23 protein-coding genes are annotated in these 22,615 nt (G+C 68.0%); 8 read left to right on the plus strand and 15 right to left on the minus strand.

The genetic code is table 11. The features are described from left to right. Positions 1 to 19: 19 nt before the first annotated feature. Positions 20 to 1,006, minus strand: a complete 987-nt coding sequence (glpX, locus tag KF780_01050) for a class II fructose-bisphosphatase (GenBank protein ID MBX3560377.1) — start codon at positions 1,004 to 1,006, stop codon at positions 20 to 22. 83 nt (positions 1,007 to 1,089) lie between these two features. On the opposite strand from glpX, the gene KF780_01055 reads away from it, so the two are divergent. From KF780_01055 to clpS, 4 genes are all read left to right on the plus strand, one after another. Beyond that, the gene (locus tag KF780_01055) at positions 1,090 to 1,443 is read left to right on the plus strand and encodes a hypothetical protein (GenBank protein MBX3560378.1); all 354 of its coding nucleotides are present in this window, start codon (positions 1,090 to 1,092) and stop codon (positions 1,441 to 1,443) included. A 56-nt stretch (positions 1,444 to 1,499) separates the two neighbouring features. Beyond that, a complete protein-coding gene (phaC, locus tag KF780_01060; GenBank protein MBX3560379.1) occupies positions 1,500 to 3,308 on the plus strand; it encodes a class I poly(R)-hydroxyalkanoic acid synthase in 1,809 nt (602 codons plus the stop codon). A 140-nt stretch (positions 3,309 to 3,448) separates the two neighbouring features. After that, complete coding sequence (locus KF780_01065; GenBank protein ID MBX3560380.1) at positions 3,449 to 4,195, plus strand: phasin family protein; 747 nt, start codon at positions 3,449 to 3,451, stop codon at positions 4,193 to 4,195. Positions 4,196 to 4,376: 181 nt separating this feature from the next. Next, positions 4,377 to 4,730: an ATP-dependent Clp protease adapter ClpS gene (gene clpS, locus KF780_01070; GenBank protein ID MBX3560381.1), complete on the plus strand. Its 354-nt coding sequence runs from the start codon at positions 4,377 to 4,379 to the stop codon at positions 4,728 to 4,730. A 6-nt stretch (positions 4,731 to 4,736) separates the two neighbouring features. On the opposite strand, the gene KF780_01075 is transcribed toward clpS, so the two are convergent. Further along, positions 4,737 to 5,474 (minus strand): Crp/Fnr family transcriptional regulator, encoded by a 738-nt coding sequence (locus KF780_01075; protein ID MBX3560382.1) that lies wholly within the window; start codon positions 5,472 to 5,474, stop codon positions 4,737 to 4,739. Between the two features lie 162 nt (positions 5,475 to 5,636). Here KF780_01075 and murA point away from each other — a divergent pair, with 162 nt between their 5' ends. Further along, entirely contained in the window at positions 5,637 to 6,920 is a 1,284-nt protein-coding gene (murA, locus tag KF780_01080) for a UDP-N-acetylglucosamine 1-carboxyvinyltransferase (protein MBX3560383.1), read from the plus strand. A 10-nt stretch (positions 6,921 to 6,930) separates the two neighbouring features. On the opposite strand, the gene rnk is transcribed toward murA, so the two are convergent. From rnk to KF780_01105, 5 genes are all read right to left on the minus strand, one after another. Beyond that, on the minus strand, positions 6,931 to 7,338 hold the full coding sequence (gene rnk, locus KF780_01085; GenBank protein ID MBX3560384.1) for a nucleoside diphosphate kinase regulator: 408 nt from the start codon (positions 7,336 to 7,338) through the stop codon (positions 6,931 to 6,933). A gap of 173 nt (positions 7,339 to 7,511) precedes the next feature. Continuing rightward, positions 7,512 to 8,858, minus strand: coding sequence for an amidohydrolase family protein (locus KF780_01090; protein ID MBX3560385.1), 1,347 nt, complete (start codon positions 8,856 to 8,858; stop codon positions 7,512 to 7,514). A gap of 274 nt (positions 8,859 to 9,132) precedes the next feature. After that, positions 9,133 to 10,398 carry a DUF445 domain-containing protein gene (locus KF780_01095; protein MBX3560386.1) on the minus strand — a complete coding sequence of 422 codons (1,266 nt, stop codon included), beginning with the start codon at positions 10,396 to 10,398 and terminating at the stop codon, positions 9,133 to 9,135. A 45-nt stretch (positions 10,399 to 10,443) separates the two neighbouring features. Continuing rightward, positions 10,444 to 13,515, minus strand: a complete 3,072-nt coding sequence (locus KF780_01100; protein ID MBX3560387.1) for an efflux RND transporter permease subunit — start codon at positions 13,513 to 13,515, stop codon at positions 10,444 to 10,446. A 45-nt stretch (positions 13,516 to 13,560) separates the two neighbouring features. Further along, positions 13,561 to 14,760: an efflux RND transporter periplasmic adaptor subunit gene (locus KF780_01105; protein ID MBX3560388.1), complete on the minus strand. Its 1,200-nt coding sequence runs from the start codon at positions 14,758 to 14,760 to the stop codon at positions 13,561 to 13,563. Between the two features lie 209 nt (positions 14,761 to 14,969). Here KF780_01105 and KF780_01110 point away from each other — a divergent pair, with 209 nt between their 5' ends. Both KF780_01110 and KF780_01115 read left to right on the plus strand, forming a co-directional pair. Next, positions 14,970 to 15,233, plus strand: a complete 264-nt coding sequence (locus KF780_01110; protein MBX3560389.1) for a GlsB/YeaQ/YmgE family stress response membrane protein — start codon at positions 14,970 to 14,972, stop codon at positions 15,231 to 15,233. Positions 15,234 to 15,329: 96 nt separating this feature from the next. Next, positions 15,330 to 16,049 (plus strand): SIMPL domain-containing protein, encoded by a 720-nt coding sequence (locus KF780_01115; protein MBX3560390.1) that lies wholly within the window; start codon positions 15,330 to 15,332, stop codon positions 16,047 to 16,049. A 54-nt stretch (positions 16,050 to 16,103) separates the two neighbouring features. On the opposite strand, the gene KF780_01120 is transcribed toward KF780_01115, so the two are convergent. The 3 genes from KF780_01120 to KF780_01130 all read right to left on the minus strand — a co-directional run bounded on the left by KF780_01120 (position 16,104) and on the right by KF780_01130 (position 17,214). Next, on the minus strand, positions 16,104 to 16,364 hold the full coding sequence (locus KF780_01120; protein ID MBX3560391.1) for a GlsB/YeaQ/YmgE family stress response membrane protein: 261 nt from the start codon (positions 16,362 to 16,364) through the stop codon (positions 16,104 to 16,106). A gap of 156 nt (positions 16,365 to 16,520) precedes the next feature. Further along, on the minus strand, positions 16,521 to 16,820 hold the full coding sequence (locus KF780_01125; protein MBX3560392.1) for a DUF1153 domain-containing protein: 300 nt from the start codon (positions 16,818 to 16,820) through the stop codon (positions 16,521 to 16,523). A gap of 148 nt (positions 16,821 to 16,968) precedes the next feature. Then, positions 16,969 to 17,214, minus strand: a complete 246-nt coding sequence (locus tag KF780_01130; protein ID MBX3560393.1) for a hypothetical protein — start codon at positions 17,212 to 17,214, stop codon at positions 16,969 to 16,971. Positions 17,215 to 17,302: 88 nt separating this feature from the next. Here KF780_01130 and mnmA point away from each other — a divergent pair, with 88 nt between their 5' ends. After that, a complete protein-coding gene (mnmA, locus tag KF780_01135) occupies positions 17,303 to 18,409 on the plus strand; it encodes a tRNA 2-thiouridine(34) synthase MnmA (GenBank protein ID MBX3560394.1) in 1,107 nt (368 codons plus the stop codon). On the opposite strand, the gene KF780_01140 is transcribed toward mnmA, so the two are convergent. The 5 genes from KF780_01140 to KF780_01160 are packed head-to-tail and all read right to left on the minus strand — an operon-like array spanning position 18,382 to position 22,613. Beyond that, positions 18,382 to 19,665 (minus strand): APC family permease, encoded by a 1,284-nt coding sequence (locus tag KF780_01140; protein MBX3560395.1) that lies wholly within the window; start codon positions 19,663 to 19,665, stop codon positions 18,382 to 18,384. The two genes, mnmA and KF780_01140, sit on opposite strands and share 28 nt — an antisense overlap. Positions 19,666 to 19,720: 55 nt before the next feature. Next, complete coding sequence (locus KF780_01145) at positions 19,721 to 20,209, minus strand: hypothetical protein (protein MBX3560396.1); 489 nt, start codon at positions 20,207 to 20,209, stop codon at positions 19,721 to 19,723. A 3-nt stretch (positions 20,210 to 20,212) separates the two neighbouring features. Continuing rightward, positions 20,213 to 20,785: a demethoxyubiquinone hydroxylase family protein gene (locus tag KF780_01150; protein ID MBX3560397.1), complete on the minus strand. Its 573-nt coding sequence runs from the start codon at positions 20,783 to 20,785 to the stop codon at positions 20,213 to 20,215. Further along, positions 20,749 to 21,267, minus strand: a complete 519-nt coding sequence (locus KF780_01155; GenBank protein MBX3560398.1) for a disulfide bond formation protein B — start codon at positions 21,265 to 21,267, stop codon at positions 20,749 to 20,751. Before KF780_01155 ends, KF780_01150 begins: the two co-directional genes overlap by 37 nt. A gap of 8 nt (positions 21,268 to 21,275) precedes the next feature. Next, entirely contained in the window at positions 21,276 to 22,613 is a 1,338-nt protein-coding gene (locus KF780_01160) for a S41 family peptidase (GenBank protein MBX3560399.1), read from the minus strand. Between the last annotated feature and the right edge of the window lie 2 nt (positions 22,614 to 22,615).

The following is a 22,615-nucleotide window of genomic DNA, read 5'->3' on the forward strand; positions in this document are numbered from 1 at the left end:
AGAGCCGCCCCGCTTCTCCTCAATCGCAATGCTCTCCGGGCGCGCGGCGGTGCTCGCCCTTCACCCAGCGGACGGTGCCCGTGCTGGCGCGCATCACGACGCTTTCGGTGGTGACGCAGCTCTTGCGGCGCTTAACGCCTTCGAGCAGCGAGCCGTCGGTGACGCCGGTGGCGGCGAAGATCACATCGCCCTGCGCCAAATCCTCCAGCTGATAGATGCGGTCGAGATCGGTGACGCCCCATTGGGCGGCGCGGGCGCGCTCGGCGTCGTTGCGGAAGACCAGCCGGCCCTGGAACTGGCCGCCCACACAGCGCAGCGCCGCCGCCGCCAGCACGCCCTCCGGCGCGCCGCCCTGCCCCATATAGGCGTCGATCGTCGTGTCGGGATCGGTGACCGCGATCACCCCCGCGACATCGCCGTCCGGGATGAGATGGACGCCGCAGCCCAGCCCGCGCAATTCGGCGATCAGGGCGGCATGGCGCGGCCGATCAAGCACGCACACGATGATCTCGGACGGATCGACGCCCTTGGCGGCGGCGATGGCGCGGACATTGTCGGTCGGCGTCTTGGCGAGATCGATCACCCCCCTGGGATAGCCGGGCCCGACGGCGAGCTTGTCCATATAGACATCGGGCGCGTTGAGCAGGCAGCCCTGCTCGGCAATGGCGAGCACGGCGAGCGCATTGGGACCGGCCTTGGCGGTGATCGTCGTACCTTCCAGCGGATCGAGCGCGATGTCGATGCGCGGGCCAGTGCCGGGCGAAGTGCCGACCTTCTCGCCGATATAGAGCATCGGCGCTTCGTCCCGCTCGCCCTCGCCAATCACGACGGTGCCGTCCATGTCGAGCGTGTTCAGCGCCGCGCGCATCGCCTCGACCGCGGCATGGTCCGCCGCCTTCTCGTCGCCACGGCCGATCAGCTTGGACGCCGCGACCGCCGCCGCCTCGGTCACGCGCACCATCTCCATCACCAGCAACCGATCGAGAACGTGGCTTGCCTTGACCATTTCCTGTGTCATCCTCTCATCGCACGGGGGGTTGGGCGGCGGATTAGGCGAGGGCCATGACAAAGTCGAGACCGACTCCACGGATGTGGCTGGTTCCGGTGGCCCTGGTTATCGGCCCGTCGGCCGCGGCCGCGCAGGTCGATCCGGACGCATTGATCGCCCGACAGCGTCAGGAATTGCGCGAAGGCGCGCGCCTGGACTGCGCGCCGGGAGAGAATGACGAAATCACGGTTTGCGCCCGCCGCTACGGGCAAGCGCAGAATCCGCGCTCTCCTTTGCCATATGCGCCAGAGCCAGGCGCGGTCATACGCGGCGAACCGCCGGCCAATTTCGGATGCGACCGTTTGTGCCACCAGCCGGTCGGCATCGAGTTGTTCGAAGCGATCGGTCTGGTTGGCCTCGCGATCCGGAACCTGCGCGAGCGCGCGGACCGATAACCGCTCCCCTTTTGCTCTTCTCGCGCCTTCGCTAGACCCGGGGCGAGAGGATCGACATGGCCGACAATCGCAAGACGCCCGAAACGCCGCCCTTCGCCGCGCCCAGCCTGGAGGACATCCAGCACTGGACCTTCGTGACGGGCCGGGCGCAGCAGATGATGATGGAGCATCTCGTCCGGCAGATGGGCGATGCGGCGGCCAGGATACCGGCCGATGCGGACAAGGCGGTGGAAACCGCGGCGCACTGGCCGGGCGCGCACCTGTTCGGCGATCCCGCGAAGGTGATGCAACAGCAGGCCGAGATGTGGAACGAGGGCCTGGCGATCTGGCAACGGGCGCTGGGCCACGCGATGAGCGGCGCGCCGGAGACCGCCGAAATCTCGCGCAAGGCGGATCAGGACCGGCGCTTCGCCGCGCCCGAATGGCGCGACAACCCGCTCTTCGACACGATCCGGCAGACCTATATGCTCATTTCCGACCGGCTGCTCGGCGCGGTCGAGACGCTGGAAGGCGTGGACCCGAAGACGCGCGAGAAGATCCGCTTCAACACCCGCGCATTCGTCGATGCGATGGCGCCCTCCAATTTCGCGCTGACCAATCCGCAGGTCCTCGAAAAGGCGATGGCGACGAAGGGCGAAAGCCTGCTCAGAGGTCTCGATCACATGCTGAAGGATCTCGGCCGGGGCCAGCTCACCCATACCGATCCCGCTGCTTTCGAGGTCGGGCGCAACATCGCGACGACGCCGGGCAAGGTCGTCCACCAGACCCGGCTCTACCAGCTCATCCAATACGCCCCAGTAACGCGCGAGGTGCATGAAACGCCGCTCATCATCTTCCCGCCCTGGATCAACCGCTTCTACATCCTCGATCTCAATGCCAAGAAAAGCTTCATCCGCTGGGCGGTCGAACAGGGTCTGAGCGTGTTCGTCGTTTCCTGGAAATCGGCGGACGCGAGCCTCGCCGACGTGACGATGGACGATTATGTCCTCGCCCAGGCCGAGGCGATCGACCTGGTGCGCGAAGGACTGGGCGTCGAGAGCGTTCACACGATCGGCTATTGCGTCGCCGGCACCACGCTCGCCGCCACGCTGGCCTTGCTCGCGGCGCGGGGCGAGGCGGACAAGGTCGCCAGTACGACCTTCTTCACCGCCCAGGTGGATTTCTCCGAAGCCGGCGATCTCAAGCTCTTCGTCGGCGACGAGCAGCTGGAGCTGATCCGCCAGCTATCGGCCGAGACGGGCTACATGGACGGCCGCTACATGGCCGCGACCTTCAACCTGTTGCGCGGGCGCGACCTGATCTGGAGCTACGTCACCAGCAATTACCTGCTGGGCGAGGATTATCCGCAGTTCGACCTGCTCTACTGGAACGGCGACACGACCAACCTGCCGGCGAAATGGCATCAGGCCTATCTGACCGATCTCTACCGCGACAACCGGCTGGTGCAGCCTGGCGCGCTGACCATCGACGGCACGCCAATCGACCTCAGAAAGGTGAAGACGCCAACCTACGTCCAGGCCGGTCGCGAGGACCATATCGCGCCGCCGCAGAGCGTGTGGAAGATCACCCACCATTTCGCCGGGCCGCTGCGCTTCGTGCTGGCCGGCTCCGGCCATATCGCCGGCGTGGTCAACCCACCCGAGGCCGGCAAATACCAATATTGGACCAATGAGGGGAAGGCGGAGACGCTGGACGAATTCGTCGCCGGCGCGACCGAGACCAGGGGAAGCTGGTGGCCCGACTGGATCGGCTGGATCGAGGGCATATCGGACGAGAAGGTGCTCGCCGCCGGCGTGCGCGAACCCGGCAAGGGACGGCTGAAGGCGATCGAGGACGCTCCGGGCAGCTATGTGAAGGCGCGGTAGCGGCGCCCTTTCCATCCTTGCCGACAGCTAAATAATTGAAATCACTATCACATTACGTTTTTGTTGCGGTGCACAAAAAACACTTGCAATTCCGTTGCGGCGCAGCTATTTGCTGCATCGCAACATAGTGGAGCGTAACCATGGCCGAGCCGAAAGCCGCCGCACCGATCGTCGAATCCGTCCCGGCCAGCGCGCCGGCGCCGGAAGCCCCGGTCGCGGAGACGGCCGAAGCGCCCAAGGCCGAGACGCCGGCCCCTGTCGCCAAACCCGCTGAAGCGGTGGCGGCGGTGAAGCCGGTCCGGCGCAAGCCCGCCCCGAAAGCGGCGGCGCGGGCGAGGAAAGCGAAGCGGGCCGCTCCGGCGGTCGCGCGGAAGACGAAGAAGATCGTGAAGCCGGCACGGGCCGGCGTGAAGCAACAGATTCAAGGAGTGAAGAAAATGGCCACCAAGACCCAGACGCCGTTCGCCGGCACCGAGCAGTTCACCGCCGCTTTCGGCGACGTCAATGCGCGCGCCAAGGACGCGTTCGAGAAGGGTGCGAAGATCGCCGAGGAAATCGCCGACCTGACCCGCGGCAATGTCGAGGCGCTCGTCGCCTCCTCGAAGGTCGCCGCCAAGGGCGTCGAGACGCTGAGCCAGGACGCCGCCGAATATGGCCGCAAGAGCTTCGAGGACGCTTCGGCGGCCCTGAAGAGCTTCGCGGAAGTGAAGTCGGCCACCGACTTCTTCAAGCTGCAGAGCGATTATGCCCGCAGCGCCTTCGACGCCGCGGTCGCCGAGAGCGCCCGTGTCAGCGAAGCGTTCATCAAGATCGCCGGCGACGCCGCCGAGCCGATCACCAGCCGCTACACCGTCGCGGCCGAGCGCGTGAAGACCCTCGCCGCGTAAGGGACTTTTGTCCCCCAGGCAGTTTGCGTGAGGTCGCACCGTCGGCCGTGTAGGAAGGGCGGGCGCTCCCAGTCGGAGCGTCCGCCCTTTTCCTTTTCGGGCACGCATCCGTAGCCGAAACGTCCCCTTCACCCCTTGCGAGGCGCGTCCGCCTTGCCATATTCTCAGGGCTGAAATGGCGATGAGCGAAAGACGGACATTCGCGTCGGACGGCAATCGGACCGACGATGGCGACCAGGGCACGGGCTTGGGCGTCGCCACCAAGACGCGCACTCGGACCAAATCGCCCTCGCCCTACAAGGTCCTGATGCTGAACGACGACTACACGCCGATGGAGTTCGTCGTGCAGGTCCTTCAGAGCTTCTTCAAGATGGGGATCGAGGACGCGACGCGGGTGATGCTCCACGTCCACCAGCGCGGCGTCGGCGTGTGCGGCATCTTCCCCTACGAGGTCGCCGAGACCAAGGTCGCCCAGGTGATCGACTTCGCGCGGGCGAACCAGCACCCGCTCCAGTGCACGCTGGAAAAGGCGTAAACGACCCTAACGCGCCGGCGGCAGCCAGCTCGTTTCGATGGTCGTGCGATCGAGGAAATGCGCCTCGGCACAGAGCCGCGTCTCATCGAGCACGAGAATGCGGCCGTTCGCACGCGCGATCACCTGATCCTCGGCAAGGCCGCGCATCATGCGGTTGACGTGAACGGCGGTCAGCCCCGTCGCGTCGCCGATATCCTCCTGCGTGAGCGGCAGGCTGATCGGCCCGCCCTTGGGCGCGCCGAGCTCGCGCAGGCGCATATAGACCTCGCAGATCAGCGCGGCGACGCGCGCCCGCGCCGGGGTCCGGCCGATCGAGGCCAGCCGGTCCGCGAGCGTCACGCGCCCCGCCACCGCGAAAGCGAGCAGCAGCGCCGCGAGCCGGGGATGCGCGTCGATCAGGCCCGCCAGCCTTTCCCGGCCGAAGGGGCAGAGCGTCACGTCCGTCGCCGCCGTCACCGTTTCGGGCGAAGCCGGAAAGGCCAGCAGCGGCAGCCCCAGAAGATCGCCCTGAAAATGGAAGCGCATGATCTGGCGGCTGCCATTGCCAAGAACCGCGCTCGAATGCAGCCAGCCCGATCTCACGATGAACAGTTCGCGGACGGACTCGTGCTCGCGAATGATTACGGACCCGCGCCGAAATGGTCGTTCCTGGTCTTCCAGCCGATCGAGTGCGGCCTGTTCGGCGGCGGAGAGGCGCACATGCTGCGCAAATCGATCCGCGAGACAACTACCCCCCAAAGCCATCTTCCCTCGGCATATACGCAACCTTTACAGCGCCATGACTTTAGGAAGGAATTGTTCGCCCCGCCCTGATCGAAATCAAGAGAATTGACGGCATGACGCATTTTTGCCCGCCGGGCGCGCGCGGCTTGCACGCGGCCGGATATGGCGTAAACGCGAGGGCAAATGGACAGGATCATCATTCGGGGCGGACGCCCTCTTTCCGGCCGCATCGCGATCTCCGGCGCCAAGAACGCCGCGCTGACGCTGATGCCCTGCGCGCTGCTGACGGACGAACCGCTGACGCTGCGGAACCTGCCGCGGCTCGCCGATGTCGACGGCTTCGGCCATCTGCTGAACCAGCTCGGCGTCACCACGACGATCGAGGGCGCGCGCGGCGGCGAGTTCGGCCGGGTGATGACCTTGCGCGCATCGAAGATCGCCTCGACCGTCGCGCCCTACGACATCGTGCGCAAGATGCGTGCCTCGATCCTGGTGCTGGGGCCGCTGCTCGCCCGCGCCGGCGAGGCGACGGTGTCATTGCCCGGCGGCTGCGCGATCGGCAACCGGCCGATCGACCTGCACCTGAAGGCGCTCCAGGCGCTGGGCGCGGAGATCGAGCTTGCCGCCGGCTATGTGAAGGCGACCGCGCCGAAGGGTGGGTTGACCGGCGGCACGATCAGCTTCCCGACCGTGTCGGTCGGTGCCACCGAGAATGCACTGATGGCGGCGGTGCTCGCCAAGGGCACGAGCGTGATCGAGAATGCCGCGCGCGAGCCGGAGATCACCGATCTCGCCCAGTGCCTGATCGCGATGGGCGCCGAGATCGAGGGGCTGAGGAGCGACACGCTCACCGTGCATGGCAAGGAGCGGCTGCATGGCGCCACCTATGCGGTGATGCCGGACCGGATCGAGGCGGGCTCCTATGCCTGCGCGGCGATGATCACTGGCGGATCTCTGGAGCTGGTCGGCGCGCGCGAGGATTCGATGCATGCCATCCTGGCCGGGCTCAAGGATGCCGGCGCCGGGATCGAGATGCTGCGCGACGGCATCCGCGTCTCAGCGAACGGCGCCACCAGGCCGCTGTCGCTTTCCACCGCGCCCTTCCCCGCCTTCCCCACCGACATGCAGGCGCAGTTCATGGCGATGCTGGCGCTCGCCGACGGCACCAGCCTGCTGACGGAGACGATCTTCGAGAATCGCTACATGCACGTGCCGGAACTCAACCGGATGGGCGCCGATATCGAGGTGCGCGGCCGATCGGCGGTCGTGCGCGGAGTCGGCTCCCTGGTCGGCGCGCCGGTGATGGCGACCGACCTGCGCGCCTCGATGAGCCTGGTCCTGGCCGGCCTCGCCGCGAAGGGCGAGACCCAGGTCAACCGCATCTACCATCTCGACCGCGGCTACGAGCGGCTGGAGGAGAAGCTCCAGGCGGTCGGTGCCGATATCGAGCGCGCCGGCGGCGACTGAGTCCCGCCGGTCAGCCCGTCCGGCCCACCGACAGGATCCGCAGCCGCCTTGATCGGCCCGCCATGTCGGGCCAGTCGATCGCCTGGCCGACGGCCAGGCCGATCAACCCCGCCCCGACCGGCGTCAGGATCGACACCCGGCCCGCTTCGATATCCGCATGGGCGGGCAAAACGATGGTGACGCGGCGGTGCTGGCCGCTGCCTTCGTCGAGGAATTCGACCTCTGCCCCCAAGGTAACGACTTCGGCGGGTAGCGTGTCGATGCCATATATCTCCGCCCGATCGACTTCCTCGAGCAACAGGGCCGCGACGTCCGGCATGCGCGATTCGGCCTGCAACGCGAGCTGGGTGATGATGTCGGCCTGTTCGTCGATGAGGCGGATGCGCGGCCGCGCGCGCACGTCGGTATCGGTGGTCATGATCGGTCTTTCGGAAAGGCAGTGATGGTCGCGGACCCGGGCCGCGGCATACGGACCGGGCCTAGATGCGCGCGGCCGACTGCCCTCCATGGGCCCGGAAGCGAAGATAGATGTGCGCCGTCATCCCATCATGCTGGGCCAATGGAACGGCAAAGTCAAAGCCGAACGGGCGGTCAATCCGCGTCGGTGAGCTGCCGTTCGCCGCCGAGCTTGTGGACGCGGCCGTGGCGCATCACGAAGCCGACATTCTCCAGCAGCCGCACATTCTGCGTCGGATCGCCGGCCACCGCGATGATGTCGGCATCGCGGCCCGGCTCGATCGTGCCGATCCGGTCCTCGGCGCCGAGCAGGGTGGCGGCACCGACGGTGGCGGCGCGGATCGCCGCCATCGGCGTCATCCCGGCTTCGACCATCAGGGCGAATTCCTGCCCATTGTCGCCGTGACGGCTGACGCCGCTGTCGGTGCCGAAGGCGATGTTGATGCCTTCGCGGACCGCCCGGCGCAAGCTTTCCACCGCGCTCCCGGCCGCCTGCCGCGCCTTGTCATACTGGGCCGGAGTGAGCGCGCCCCGCTCGCCATCCGCCAGGGCAGCAGCGGGCGCCATCAGGGTCGGCACATAATAAGCGCCGGTGCGCCGATAGAGCGCGAAGCTCTGGTCGTTCGTGAAGGTGCCGTGCTCGATCGAATCGACGCCGGCCTCCAGCGCGGCATTGACCCCGTCCACGCCATGGGCGTGGGCGGCGACGCGACGGCCGAAGGTGCGCGCGGTTTCGACGATCGCGCGCATCTCGTCCGCCATCATCTGCCGGTTGAGGCCGCCGGCGACATTGCTGAGCACGCCCCCGGTCGCGGCGAACTTGATGACGTCGGCGCCGGCCGAAATCTGCTCGCGCACGGCGCGGCGGCAATCCTCCGCGCCGTTGCAGGTGTTGGTCGCGCGTTCCCGCGCAATGGCGGTGAGATCGCGGTTGAGCCCGTTGACCCCACCATGTCCGCCGGTGACGGAGATGCCGCGGCCGGCGGCATGGATGGACGGGCCCGTGAACTGTCCGGCGTTGATCGCGTCGCGCAGCGACGTGACGGTGCGCGGCTCGCCGCCGAGATCGCGCACCGTGGTGAAGCCGGCGAGCAGGGTGCGACGGGCATTGAGCAAGGCGGTATAGGCTTCGTCCTCATAATCCCGGCTCGCCGCCTGCAGCCGCGCCTGAAAACGGTCGTCCAGCCCGCCGAGATGGACGTGCATGTCGATCAGGCCGGGCAGCACATAGGAATCGCGCAAATCCACCACCCGCGCGCCGGGAATATCCACATAGCCGTCCCGCACCTCGGCGATCCGGTTGCCACGCACGACGATGCTCGCCTCGCGGCGTGGCGCGCGGCCCGGAACGGCCAGCAAGGTGCCCGCATGGATCACCGTCACCGCCTCCTCGCGCGTCTGGCCGGCGGGCGGCGTCTGCGCGGCGACGGGCACCGCAAGCGCGGACAAGGCGACGGCGGCGAGCAGGCTGGCGAATTTCATGGCGATCCTCCCTGTTATCGGCGCGCAAGAAAGACCAACAAACCGCGCCGCGCAAGCCGCCTCCACCGCAAAATCCTTCATTCGTGAAGATGCGATTCGATCTGAACGGAACGCGCGGAACTTGACGAACCTGACGCTATGTCGGGGACGAACCCCCTTCCCGCAAAGCGCGCCCGGCTTCCGGAAAGCATCGAGGCGAAGCAAGGGCGCCAGGGAGGGCATCGCGGCACCGTGCCAGACGATTTCCTACATTGCCAGCGTCGGCGTCTCGGCCTCAGATCAGCGTTTCGATCGTGTGGATGGCCAGGCCGACCAGACCGCCGACCAGGGTGCCGTTGATCCGGATATATTGCAGATCGCGTCCGACGGCATTTTCGAGGCGGTCCGAGATGGTGCGCGCGTCCCAGGAACGGACCGTCTCCGACACCAGTTTGACGATGCCGCCGCCATAGGAGGCCGAGACGCCCACCGCGGCGCGCCGGGCGAACTGGTTGATCGCGCGGCGCAGGCTGGGCTCGCGCTGGAGGGTCTCGCCAAGCTGGCGTAGCGCCTCGCCGAACTTGCCGGCGAGCGCCGCGTCGGGATCGCGCGCGCTCCTGAGCAGGCCGGCGCGGCTGTTCTCCCAGACGCCGGACAGCCAGTCGCCCACCGCCTTGTTCTCGATCATCTCGTCCTTCCACGCCTCGACCTTGGCGCGGGTCTCGGGATCGGACTGGAGACTGGCGGCAAGCCGGGCCAGGCCCTCCTCGGCCTTGGCGCGCAGCGGATGATGCGGATCCACCGCCATGTCGATGGTGAGCTTGCGAAGGCCATCGACGATCGCGTCGGCGAGCCGCGTGTCGAGGCCCGCCAGTTTCAGGATCCAGCCGGCCCGCTGGTTGACCATGTTGCGGATGATATCCTCATTGGCATCGAGCGTGCGGCCGGCCCAGGTGACGATGCCGTCCACCATCGGCACATGCCGCTCTTCCGTCATCGCCGCCTCGAGCGTCTGGCCGAGCAGCGGGGCGATCTCGATGGCGCGCATGCGGGAAACGACCGCGCTTTTCACCATCCCGCCCAATTTCTCCTCGTCGAGCGCTTCCAGGATGTCGGCGAGCAGGCGCGAGGCGCCCTCGCGCAGCCGCCCCTCGCCCGGCGGCTGGGCGAGGAAGCGGCCGACCGCGCCGGCCACGTCCACATTGCGCATCCGCCGCGCCACCACCGAGGGGGTGAGGAAATTGTCCTTGAGGAAATTGGCGAGCGCCGCGCCGATCCGGTCCTTGTTCTTCGGCACGATCGCGGTGTGAGGGATCGGAACTCCCATCGGATGGCGGAACAGGGCCGTCACCGCGAACCAGTCGGCGATGCCGCCGACCAGCCCGGCCTCGGCGAAGGCCCGCACGAAGCCCCAGGCGGGATGAACCCCGACGAGATTGGTGGCGGCGATGAACACCGCCAGCATCCCCGCCAGCATCGCCGTCGCCAGCGCCCGCATGCCGCGCGCGCCGCTCTGCACCGGATTGAAACGGCCGAGCGGCGACGGTTTGAGCGAACTCATAAGGCTATGAATAGCCGGCGGGCGGGTTGGTTCAACCCGCGCCGGCTATTCCGCGGGGCTGGGCGTCGGCGCCGCCGCATCCTTGCCGCCGGTGGTGAACCAGCGCTTGAACCTCGGCCCCAGCCGTTCCTCGACGCCCAGCGCGAGGCTGAACGTGCCCGGGAGGAGCACCAGGGTCAGCAAGGTCGACAGCAACAGACCACCGATCACGACCACGCCCATCGGCGCGCGCCAGGCAGCGTCGCCGCTGAGCGAGAGGGCGGTGGGGACCATGCCCGCGCTCATCGCCATCGTGGTCATCACGATCGGCTGGGCGCGCTTGTGGCCGGCATCGAGGATCGCCTCATATTTCGGCACGCCCTTGCCCATCTCCTCCAGCGCGAAATCGATCAGCAGGATCGAATTCTTGGCGACGATGCCGATCAGCATGAGCAGGCCGATATAGACAGGCAGCGAGATCGGCATGCCGAACATCATCAGCGCAAGCAGCCCGCCCAGCGGCGCGAGCAGCAGCGAGCCCATGTTGACGAAAGGCGGCAGGAAGCGATGGTAGAGCAGCAGCAGCACCGAGAAGACCAGGAAGATGCCGGAGCCCACGGCGATCATGAAGTCGCGGATCAGCTCCTGCTGCCAGCGATTCATGCCGAGCACCAGCTCGCGCACGCCGTCGGGCAGGTTGCGCATCGTCGGAAGCTGGCGAATCTTCGTCCAGGCCTGTCCGCTGACCACGCCGGGGGCGAGATCGGCGCCGATATTGATCCGGCGCACCTGGTTGGTGCGGTCGATCCGGGTCGGGCCGGCGCCGAAGCCGATCTCCGCGACCAGCCTCAGCGGCACCGAGCCGCCGGTCGCGGTCGGCACAGGCAGATTCTCGATCGTCGACAGCCGCTGGCGGGCATTCTGGTCCAGCGCCACCCGGATCGGGATCTGGCGGTCGTTCAGCGAGAAGCGCGCGCTGTTCTGGTCGATGTCGCCCAGGGTCGCGATGCGGATCGCGTTGCTGAGCGCGGCGGTGGTGACACCGAGATCGGCGGCGAGATCCAGGCGCGGGCGGATCGTGATTTCCGGCCGCTGGAGATCGCCGCTGATCCGCGGCGCCCGCAGCTCCGGCACGCCGGCCATCTCATCGATGATCCGCTGCGCGGTCTCGTTGAGCAGGACGGGATCGTCGCCGCCGAGCGTCAGCATCAGATCGCGCCCGCCGCCGCCCTGCTGGGAGCGGAAGAAGACGCGGGCGTCGGCGATATTGTTGAGCGCCGGCGCGGTGGCGCGTTCGAATTCGATATTGGTGCGGTCGCGGTCCTTGCGCAGTGCCGCCTCGATCGTCGCGCCGCCCACCCGCACGCGGGAGAAAACGCCCTCGACCTCCGATTGTTCGCGCAGAACCGCCTCGACCTGCCGGACCACCGCCCCGGTCTGCGCCAAAGTCGTCCCCGGCGCCATCTCCACATTGACCACGCTGCGGTCGAAATTGACGTTCGGCTGGAAGGTCTGCGGCAGCAGCATGAACATGAAGACGGTCGCGACCAATGACAGGACGCCGCCGGCCACAGTCGTCCAGCGATGCTTCAGCGTCCAGGCGAGCAGCGACATGTAGCGGTCCATCAGCCAGCCTTCGCCATGGCTGGCCGTGCCCTTCGCCTTCAGGAAATAGGCGGCGAACATCGGTGTTATCATGCGCGCGACGGCAAGGCTGGTGAGCACCGCGGCGACGACGGTGAAACCGAAATTCTTGAAGAACTGGCCGGCGACGCCGGGCATCAGGCCGACCGGCAGGAAGACGGCGACGATCGAAAAGGTGGTGCCGACCACGGCGAGGCCGATCTCGTCGGCGGCGTCGATCGACGCCTGCCAGGCGGATTTGCCCATGCGCATGTGGCGCACGATATTCTCGATCTCGACGATCGCGTCGTCGACCAGCACGCCGGCGACAAGGCTGAGCGCGAGCAGGGTCATGCTGTTCAGCGTGAAGCCGAGCAGGTCCATGAACCAGAAGGTCGGGATCGCCGACAGCGGGATGGCGATGGCCGAGATCAGGGTCGCGCGCCAGTCGCGCAGGAACAGGAAGACGACGAGGACGGCGAGCGCCGCGCCCTCGATCAGCGCCTTGATCGCCGATTCGTACTGGCTCTCGGTATACTGGACCCAGTTGGTGAGTTCGACGAAGCGGATGTTCGGATGGGATTCCTCGATCGCGCGCAGCCGTTCCTGCGCGCCGTGGAAAACCGTGACGTCCGAAGCGCCCTTGGCGCGCTGGAAACCGAATGCCAGCACCTGCTGGCCGTTCTGCGTCGCGTAGAAACGCTGTTCGGCATAGAGATCGCGCACATTGGCGATGTCGGCGAGCTTGACCGTGCGTCCGCCGCCGATCGAAATTTGCGTCTGGCCGAGCTGATAGGCATTGGCGGCGTTGCCGATGATCCGCATCGATTGTTCGGAGCCGGCGATCTCCGCGCGGCCGCCGGCGGCGTTGAGATTGACCTGGCGTAGCTGCTGGTTGACCTGGCTGGCGGTGATGCCGAGCGCCTGCAGCCGGGCCGGATCGAGGATGACGCGGATTTCGCGGCTGACCCCGCCGGTGCGCTCGACGGTCGCCATGCCCGGCACAGAAAGCAGCTCTCGCGCCACCGTATTGTCGACGAACCAGCTCAGCTGCTCCAGCGTCATTTCGGTGGACAGCACGGCATAGCTGGCGATCGTGTTGCCCGACGTGTCCTCGCGCCGGATCTGGGGTTCCAGGATGCCGTCGGGCAGATCGCCCCTGATCTGGGTGATCGCATCGCGCACGTCGTTGACCGCGCGATCGATCGGCGTACCGATATCGAGCTGGATGACGGTGGTGGAATTGCCCTCGCCGATCCAGGAATTGATCTCGTCGATGCCGGTGAGCGAGCGGACCGCCGCCTCGACGCGCTGGGTGACCTGCGTCTCAAGTTCCGACGGCGCCGCGCCGGGCTGCGAGATGGAGACTATGACGATCGGGAATTCGATGTCCGGATCGTTCTGCACCTCCATCTGCATGAAGCTGATGATCCCGGCGAGCGTCAGGAACATGAACAAGACGAGCGGCGGCACCGGATTGCGGATCGACCAGGCCGAGATGTTGCGGAAGTTCATCGACGTGTCCCGTGTTCCTGATTCACTTCAATGTCCGGCGCCGGCTCAGCGCCGCGCCTGTTGGCGATGCACTTCGGGGCGGACCCGCTGGCCCGGATTGAGGAAGGCACCGGCCGATTCGACGACCCGCTCATTGCCCTCCAGCCCGGAAACGATCGCCATGCCGCGGTCGCTGACTTCGCCGATTTGGACATCGCGCCGGACGATCGTGTCGTTCTCGCCGATGACATAGACGAAATTGCCCCGCGTATCGCTCTGCACCGCCGATTCCGGCAGCAGTGGCGCCGTCACCGAACCGGCGCGGATCTCGGCGCTGGCGAAGCCGCCGGGCCGAAGGTCGCGATTGTACGGCACCAGGATGCGCGCTTCGCCCTGGCGGGTCTGCGGATCGACGACCGGCGCGACCTGCCAGACCGTGCCCTGATAGCTCTGATCCGAACCGACCGGCGTCACGGTCGCGGGCACGCCGGGGCTCAGCCGTGCGAGATCGTTCTGCGACAGGCGCGCGCGCAGCTCCATTTCGCCGCCCTGCGCCATGCGGAAGACCCAGCCGGAACCGGCGCTCACCACCTGTCCGGCCTCGATGTTGCGATCGAGGATGAGGCCGGCGGTCGGGGCACGGACGTCGAGCCGGCCGATCCGGGCGCGGGCCGCGCCCAATTGCGCCTCGGCGACGCGCACGCGCGCGGCGGCGGCATCGCGGGTCGCGCGGCGGCGATCGAGATCGGCCTGGCTGATGAAGCCGCGCGGCAGCAATGCCTGGGCGCGCTGCAATTCGTTCTCCGCAAGCCTCAGATCGGCGCGGTTCACTTCGATCTGGGCGGCGAGCTGCGCCGCTTCCTGCGACTGGACCTGGCGATCGATCACGGCGAGCGTCTGGCCGGCGCGGACCCACTGGCCGGGCTCGGCGAGCACGCGCACCACCTGCCCGCCCTCGCCGGGCACGCCGACCGGCATGTCGCGGCGCGCGGACAGCGAGCCGGTGGCGGAAATCATCGCGACGATGTCCTGCCGCCCCGGGACCATGACGGTGACGGCCGGCAATTGCTGGCCGGCATCGCCCTTCGGCGCGGCCGCCTTTTCGCCACCGCCGCCGAACGCGAACAGGCCGGCGATTGCGAGCAGCAGCAGAACCACGGCGGCAATGATGATACGGCGGTTGCGGCGGCGGCGCGCCAGCGTCTCCTCGTCCACCACGACATCGTCGAGCGCCTCGCGGCGCCATTTGCTCGACTCGAAATTCATCGCTTTCATCGTCCCCACTCGGGCCATGCGGCCACATAGCTGAATGCCGCGCTGTATTATCCGAATATATCACCCGTAACAAGCCGGAAAAACAGGCCGCGCCCCAACGCCGACATGCGCCGTGCCTTTACAACCACTTGCCGCCCTTTACCATTGATGAATGAGGGATTCAGGGCCGCGCACGGCCCATCGCAAGGGAGATCGAGACGATGAGCGAATATCTTGCCGATTATGGCTGGGTGGCATGGATCCTGATCGGCCTGATCGCCGGCGCGATCGCCAAGACGCTGATGCCGGGCCGCGACCCGGGCGGTTGCCTGGTCACGATCGCGCTCGGCATCGGCGGCGCGCTGGTCGCCGGCTTCCTGGGGCAGCAGATCGGCTGGTATCGGGCCGGCGAGGGCGCCGGCTTCATCGCGGCGATCGTCGGCGCCATGCTCATCCTGTTCGCCTATCGGCTGGTCAGGCGCTGAACGCAGGCTTTCGGACCGGTTCAGCAACGATGAAGCGGCTGTCGCGTTAGGAGAGCACGAGGCCGCATCGGGCGGCTTCGTGTTCAGGAGTGTTGCATGATTCGCCCCCTTATCACCGCTTCCCTGCTGGCCGTGGCGGCCGTGCCGGTCGCCGTGCCCGCCTCCGCGCAGGACGCCGCCGCGCGGCCGATCGCCGGTACCCGCCTCGATGTCGTCGCGACCGGCGAGGTGCGCCGCGTGCCGGACATCGTCACGATCAGCGCCGGCGTCGTCACCCAGGCGCCCAGCGCGGTCGAGGCGATCCGGCAGAATGCGACGCGCATGGCGTCGGTGCGCCGGGCGCTGGAGCGCGCCGGCATCGCCGCGCGCGACATCCAGACCAGCAATGTCAGCCTCCATCCCGAATATCGCTATCAGGAGAATCAGCCGCCCCAGCTCGTCGGCTATCGTGCCTCGAACCAGGTCAATGTCCGTTTCCGCGACATCGCGGCGAGCGGCCGCATCCTCGACGCGCTGGTCGCCGAGGGCGCCAACCAGATCAACGGGCCGATACTGGGGATCGACCGGCCGGAAGCGGCGCTTGACGAGGCGCGCACCGCCGCGATCGCCAACGCCCGCGCCCGCGCCGATCTCTATGCCCGCGCGCTCGGCATGCGCGTGGTCCGCATCCTCGTCGTCAGCGAAGGCGGCGGGACGCAGATGCCGCCGGCGCCGGTCCTGCGGATGCAGGCGGCCGACGCCGCCGAATCGACCCGGATCGAGCCCGGCGAGCAGGTGCTGAGCGTCAGCCTGACGGTGAGCTTCGAGCTGGAATAGAACAAAAGGGCCGCCCGAATGGGGCGGCCCTCATTCCTGCCGCGTCGGACGCCCTCAGCGGACGCTGCCGCGACGGACCAGATTGACGATCGCCAGCAGGATGATGGCGCCGATCAACGCGACGAGGAACGGCTGGAAGCCAGTCGGCTCGACGATCACGCCGCGATAGAAGATCAGGCCTCCGATGAAAGCGCCCACGACACCGACGACGACATTAAGCAAAATCCCTTGCTGCGCGTCGGTTCGCATCACGATGCTGGCCAGCCAGCCGATGATCCCGCCAAGAACAACCCAGATCACGATGGTCCAGAGCATGGCTTCCCTCCTCCTGTTTTCGGCGCCGGCGACCTGAAGCCCGTTGCGGCGACCCGTTGCTAAGACGCGCCAACGGCGGTCTTGTTCCTGCCCGCCGGATTCGGCGCGGCACGAAGGAGTGTACGCTTCCGGCGTGACGCCGGAAGGGGGAATCCATCAATATTTCTGCTGGCGCTCGTAGAGCGTCTTGTAATGCTGGATGCGCGTGACGCGGAGGCCCGGCATGCCGGACCGGTCGACGGCGCGCTGCCAGCCGGCGAATTCCTCGAGGCTGAGGCTGTAGCGTTCGCACGCTTCGTCCACGGACAGCAGCCCGCCATTGACCGCGGACACCACCTCGGCCTTGCGGCGCACGACCCAGCGCGTCGTCGACGGCGGCGGCAGCGAATCGAGCGTCAACGGCTCGCCGAGCGGTCCGATCACCTGGGCGGGACGGATTTTCTGGTTCTCGATCATTCGTACCTCAGAACGAAACACACGGTTCGGCGATCGACGCCGCCACATTCCCCCCGGTACCTCCAGAGCATTGAAGGAACGCTAAAATGCGACGGTAAACATGTCGGTGAAGAGGGTGAATCAACGGTAAAGAGGGGAGCTGCGGGAATCACGGGCGACGCTCCGCTTCAGCACGGTTGAAGCAGCCCTGTTGCGCGTTCAGCGCCCGCCGCCAGCCCGGGCCGGCAAGCAGAATTTCAGTGATCGGATCTTCCTCGACCGGCGCGGGCGGCGCGCCCTGCCCGGCCTTCGCGGCGACGCCTGCCGCGCGCGCGGCGGCCAGCGCCGCGAGAAGCACCGCATGGTCGAGCGGCGCATCCTCATGCTCCGTCCTGGGGGGATGATTCATCTCCATCGCCCCCTCCCTATCGAAAGAGAGTGAAGAGGCGGTAAAGCAAGGCGGGGGTGGGCTTCGGCGCCCAGGCACCCTATCTAGCGCCGCGATGGACGCGGATTTCCAGCTCGGTCGCCCGGCGAAGGGCGCGCGGATCGTCGTCGCCATGTCGGGTGGCGTCGACAGCTCCGTCGTGGCCGCGCTCGCACATAAGAGCGGCGCCGAGGTGATCGGGGTGACGCTCCGGCTCTATGATCAGGGCGGGGCGGCGGCGCGCGCCAGGAGCTGCTGCGCGGGACGCGACATCCACGACGCCCGCGCTGTCGCCGACCGGCTCGGCTTCGCCCATCATGTCCTCGATTATGCCAGCCGCTTCAAGGACAGCGTGATCGACCGCTTCGCCGACGAATATGCGCGCGGTCGCACCCCTGTGCCGTGCATCTCGTGCAACCAGGGAGTGAAGTTCACCGACCTGCTCGCCTTCGCCCGCGAGCTCGGCGCCGATTGCCTCGCCACCGGCCATTATGTCCGCCGCCTCGTCGGCCCGGGCGGGCCGGAGCTGCGCCGCGCCGTCGATCCGGCGCGCGACCAGAGCTATTTCCTGTTCGCCACCACCCGCGACCAGCTCGATTTCCTGCGCTTCCCGCTCGGCGGCCTGCCCAAGCCGATGGTGCGCGAGCTGGCCCGCGAGCTGGCGCTGACCGTCGCCGACAAGCCGGACAGCCAGGACATCTGCTTCGTCCCCGACGGCGATTATGCGCGGGTCGTGAAGGAAGTGCGGCCCGAGACGGCGCGGCCCGGCGAGATCGTCGACCGGGAGGGGCGCGTGCTGGGCGCGCATCGGGGCCTCATCCACTTCACCGTCGGCCAGCGCCGCGGGCTGGAGCTCGGCGGGCAGGCCGAGCCGCTCTACGTGCTCCGGCTGGAGCCGGAGCATCAGCGCGTCGTCGTCGGCCCGAAGGCGGCGCTGGCGGTGCGCGCCGCGCGGCTCGACGGCGTCAACTGGCTGGGCGAGGCGCAGCGCGACGGGCTGACCGTCAAGGTCCGCTCGCTCGCCCGGCCTGCGGCCGCGCGGCTGGAGGGCGACCGCGTGCTGTTCGACGCACCCGAATATGGCGTCGCGCCCGGCCAGGCGGCGGTGATCTACGATGGCGATCGGGTGCTCGGCGGCGGCTGGATCGCCGAAACTCAGCCGGCGGAACTGGAACCGGCCTGACGCCGCGCGATCAGGCTGAGCACGAGGCCGAGCGCCAGCAGCCCGCCCAGCATCGCCCAGGACGTCCAGGCCGATTGCAGGGCGACCCAGCCGCACACCGCGAGCCCGGCCACCATCAGAATCATCATTCCGGCACCACCCGCCACGCCGCAGCGCCGCTGCGCCGCCGGCAACGCCGCGATGCTGACCGCATAGACGATCATCCGCGCCAGCGTGCTCACCACCGCCAGCCAGACGAAGCTGCCGCTCACCGCCAGCGCGATCGCGACCGCCGCCAGGAACATGATGGAATTGGCGGGCGTGGCATAACGCGCGCTGATGGCGCCGAACCAGCGCGGCAGCATTCCGCCTTCCGCCATCGCGAAGGTCACGCGCGGCGAGCTGGCGAGATTGCCGGTGAGATTGCCCGCGACCGACATCATCGCGATCAGCGCCAGCAGGATCGCCCCCGCCGGTCCGATCAGGATCTCGGCGAAGGCGGCCAGTGGCGCGTCCGGTTCCCCGCCGGCGGGCATCACCGATACGTAAGCGAGCTGCACGACGAAGTAGAGCATGACCGTGGCGACGATCGTGCCGATCATCGCGCGCGGGATCGTGCGGCCCGGGTCGCGCGTCTCCCCCGCCGGCACCACGCCGTTCTCGAAGCCAATGAAAGCATAGAGAATGAGCAGCGCCGCCGCCTCGATCGCGGAGAAAGCCGGCGGCGGCCCGGGCGCGGGAAGCGACGGCGCGCTGGCCAGTCCCCAGATCGCCAAGGCGAGCAGCGGCAGCGCCTTGAGCAGGGTCATGATGTCGATCGCCTGGATCGCCCGCCTGATGCCTGCCACATTGATCGACGCCAGCGAGGCGATCAGCACCACGACGGTGACGATCCGCCCGACGGGCCCGCCCAGCGGCGCCCACAGCCATGCCGCATAAGTCGCGAACACATGCGCGTTGGCGGCGAGCGACGTGACCTTCGCCAGATAGTAGAGCCAGCCGGTCTGGAACGCCACGAGCGGCCCGAAGGGCGCCGCGTAGAGGACGGGCCCGCCGGTACCGGAAAACAGGCTGGCAAGGCGCGCAAAGGGCAGCGCGAAGATAAGCACCAGCAGCCCGAAGATCGGGAACAGCCAGGGGCTGAAATTGCCGAACTGGAGATGGAGCGTCGCCGGCAGCGCAAAGATGCCCGCGCCGACGATACCGTTGAAGGACAGGAAGGCGGAGCCGGTGAAGCCGATGTCGCGGCGCAGCCCGGTTCGTTCGTCGTCCTTCATCGCGCCCCTCCCCTGTATGGTGTCTAGCTGCGGGATCGGCGCGACGGGCGCAAGATCATTCGGGCGGAATACCGGCCTCGCGGCGTTCCTCCTCGCGGCCTTCCTCCAGGATCTGCTGCTCCTGGCGCCGCAGGCGTTCCTGCCGTGCCTGATCGATCAGCTGGTTCCAGTTGATCCGCTCGTCGGTGGCGCGTTCGGCGCGGGCCTGACGGACCAGCTCGTTGAAGCATCCGGTCCAGCCGCCGGCACCGACCGTCGAACAGCTTTCCGTGCCGGTGCGGCCGACATAGGACAATTCGGTGGCACGGCGCGCCCAGCTCTGGTTGGACGGGCTGTTGGGATCGTTACGCAGATTGTCGGGGATGCGGAAACGTTCGTCCTCCGGCAGGCGGGCACAGACCGTGATCTCGTCGGGGTCGCCGCTTTCCGGGCAGGGATCGTCGCCATAGATGATGACCTGGCTGACCCGTGGCTCCGCATCGCCCTGCGCCAGAGCGGGCATCGCGATCAGGGCGGCCGGCAAGGCCAATAGGGCGTAGCGCATCGGTCAGATCCTCTTCGACAATTCGATCGCGAGGCGGCAACCGGCCCGGATCGCGGAATAGAGCACAGGATAGCCGAAGCTGTCTTCGGCGCCAGCTTCGATCGCCGCGTCGCGATGCTCGCGCTCGTCGGCCTGGAACTCGGCGATCGCCTCCGAAAAGGCGGGATCGCCATCGCCGAGCTGCGCGAGTTGCTCGGAATAATGCTGGTCGATCTCGTCCTCGACGGCGGCGGTGCAGGCCATCGCCGCCTGCGGGCTGATGAGGGCGGTGGCGGCGCCCAGCGCATGGCCGGCGACACGCCAGAACGGCTGCAGCACGGTGGGGCGGACGCCGCGGGCGGCCAGCATGGCGTCGAAATGCGTCAGATGGCGTCGCTCCTGCGTCGCCATGCGCGCGATCAGGCGGGAGGCGGGATGGCCTTCGCCCAGCACGGCGAGCTGGCCGGCATAGATGCGGGTCGCGCCATATTCGCCGGCCTGATCGACGCGCAGCATCGACGCGGCATCGGGCCGCGCGTCCCCTGGCCGCCAGGCGGGCGTCAGCCCCTGACAGGATTTCGCTTCAGGCTCAGCCATAACACCGTCAACGCGCCAAGTATGGAAAGGATCGCATTCCAGCCCGCCATCGAGATGCCGAACAGCGACCAGGGCACCTGATCGCAGCGAATCAATGGCGCGGACATGATCTGCTTCAGCAGGTCCTCCGGCGATCCGCCGCCGAGCGTCGAGGTGCACTGCGTGAGGCCGGTGAAGATGCCGGCCTCCACGCCGGCATGATAAGCGCCGATGCCGCCGCTCGCGAGGATGGCGAGCGCCGCCAGCCAGACGAAGGACCGGCCGCGATCCGGCAGCCGCCCGCCGGTGAAGGCGGCGGCGGCGAAGCCGAGCGCGGCCATATGCGCCCAGCGCTGCCAATAGCACATCTCGCAGGGCGGCAATCCGCCGATATGCTGGAACCCGTAAGCGCCCGCGAGCAACCCTGCCGGAACGGCGAATGCGATCAGCCTGGCCAGGCCGAGCGATCCCGGTGCCGGGGCGGCGGGAGCCTGGCTCGCCATCGCTCCGCTCAGCGGCTGGCGGTGCGGGCGGGCGCGGCGGCGGTCTGGACCCGGTCCAGCCGCGCGATCGTCTGCAGCGCGTAATGGAGCTGATAATCCTCGATGCCGCGCTGCTCCAGCTCCTCGGCGGTGGCGGCGAAGCGCGGATCGGGCCGGCCGTCGTCCTGGATCAGCTCGTCGCGCACCCCCGCCTCGTTGACGAGATGGCGCCTCAAATCGGATTCGCGCACCCGGTTGCGCGAGCGATAATCGGGATCGGACAGCTGCGGCACGACGATATCGGGCGAAATGCCGCCCTCCTGCACGGAGCGGCCCGACGGCGTATAATAGCGTGCCGTGGTGAGCCGCAGCGCGGTCTCCCCCCGACCGAGCGGCACGAGCGTCTGCACCGAGCCCTTGCCGAAGGTGCGCTCGCCCATCACGATCGCGCGGCGATGCTCCTGCAGCGCCCCGGCGACGATTTCCGAAGCCGAAGCGGTGCCGGCATCGACCAGCACGATCACCGGCGCGCCATGCGCCTCGTCGCCCGGACGGGCATAATAACGCTCGATGTCGGTCCGCCGCCGGCCGCGCTGCGAGACGATCTCGCCCCGCTCGAGGAACAGGTCGGCGAGCCCGACCGCCTGGTCGAGCAGTCCGCCGGGATTGGAGCGCATGTCGAGCACCCAGCCCAGCGGCTCGCCGCCCAGCTCGCGGCGGATGTCGGCCATGGCGCGGCGGGTCGCTTCCGTGGTGTTGCGGTTGAAGGTGGTGACGGTGAGCACGCCGATCCGGTCGCGGACCTCGGACCGCACGGCCGGGATATCGATGATCGCGCGCGTGATGTTCACATCGAACGGGCGATCGCGGCCGGGGCGGACGACGGTTATGCGCACGCTCGTCCCGGGGGCTCCGCGCATCCGCTCGACCGCCTCGTCGAGCGTGCCGCCGAAGAAGAGCTGCCCGTCGATATGCGTGATGAAATCGCCGGCCTTGATTCCGGCCTGGTCGGCCGGCGTCCCGCGCGTGGCGGCGATCACCTTCACGGCCCCGTCCTCCATCGTGACGGTGAGGCCGAGCCCGCCATAATTGCCGTCCGTGGTGGTCATCAGGCTGCGGAAGCCGCGCGCGTCGAGATAGGAGCTGTGCGGATCGAGGCTGGCCAGCATGCCGTCGATCGCGCCGCGGATCAGGGTCGCGTCGTCGACCTGATCGACATAATCGGCCTTCACCCGTTCCAGCACGCTCATGAACTGGTCGATCTCCCGATAGGAGGCGACATCGACCTGGGCGAGCGCGGCGGTGGTCGCCGGGATGAAGGCGACGGCGCCGACCAGGCCCAGGGAGCGGATGAGATCGTTGGCCATAA

The organism is Sphingomonas sp. (genome assembly GCA_019635535.1).
Classification (GTDB): Bacteria; Pseudomonadota; Alphaproteobacteria; order Sphingomonadales; family Sphingomonadaceae; genus Allosphingosinicella.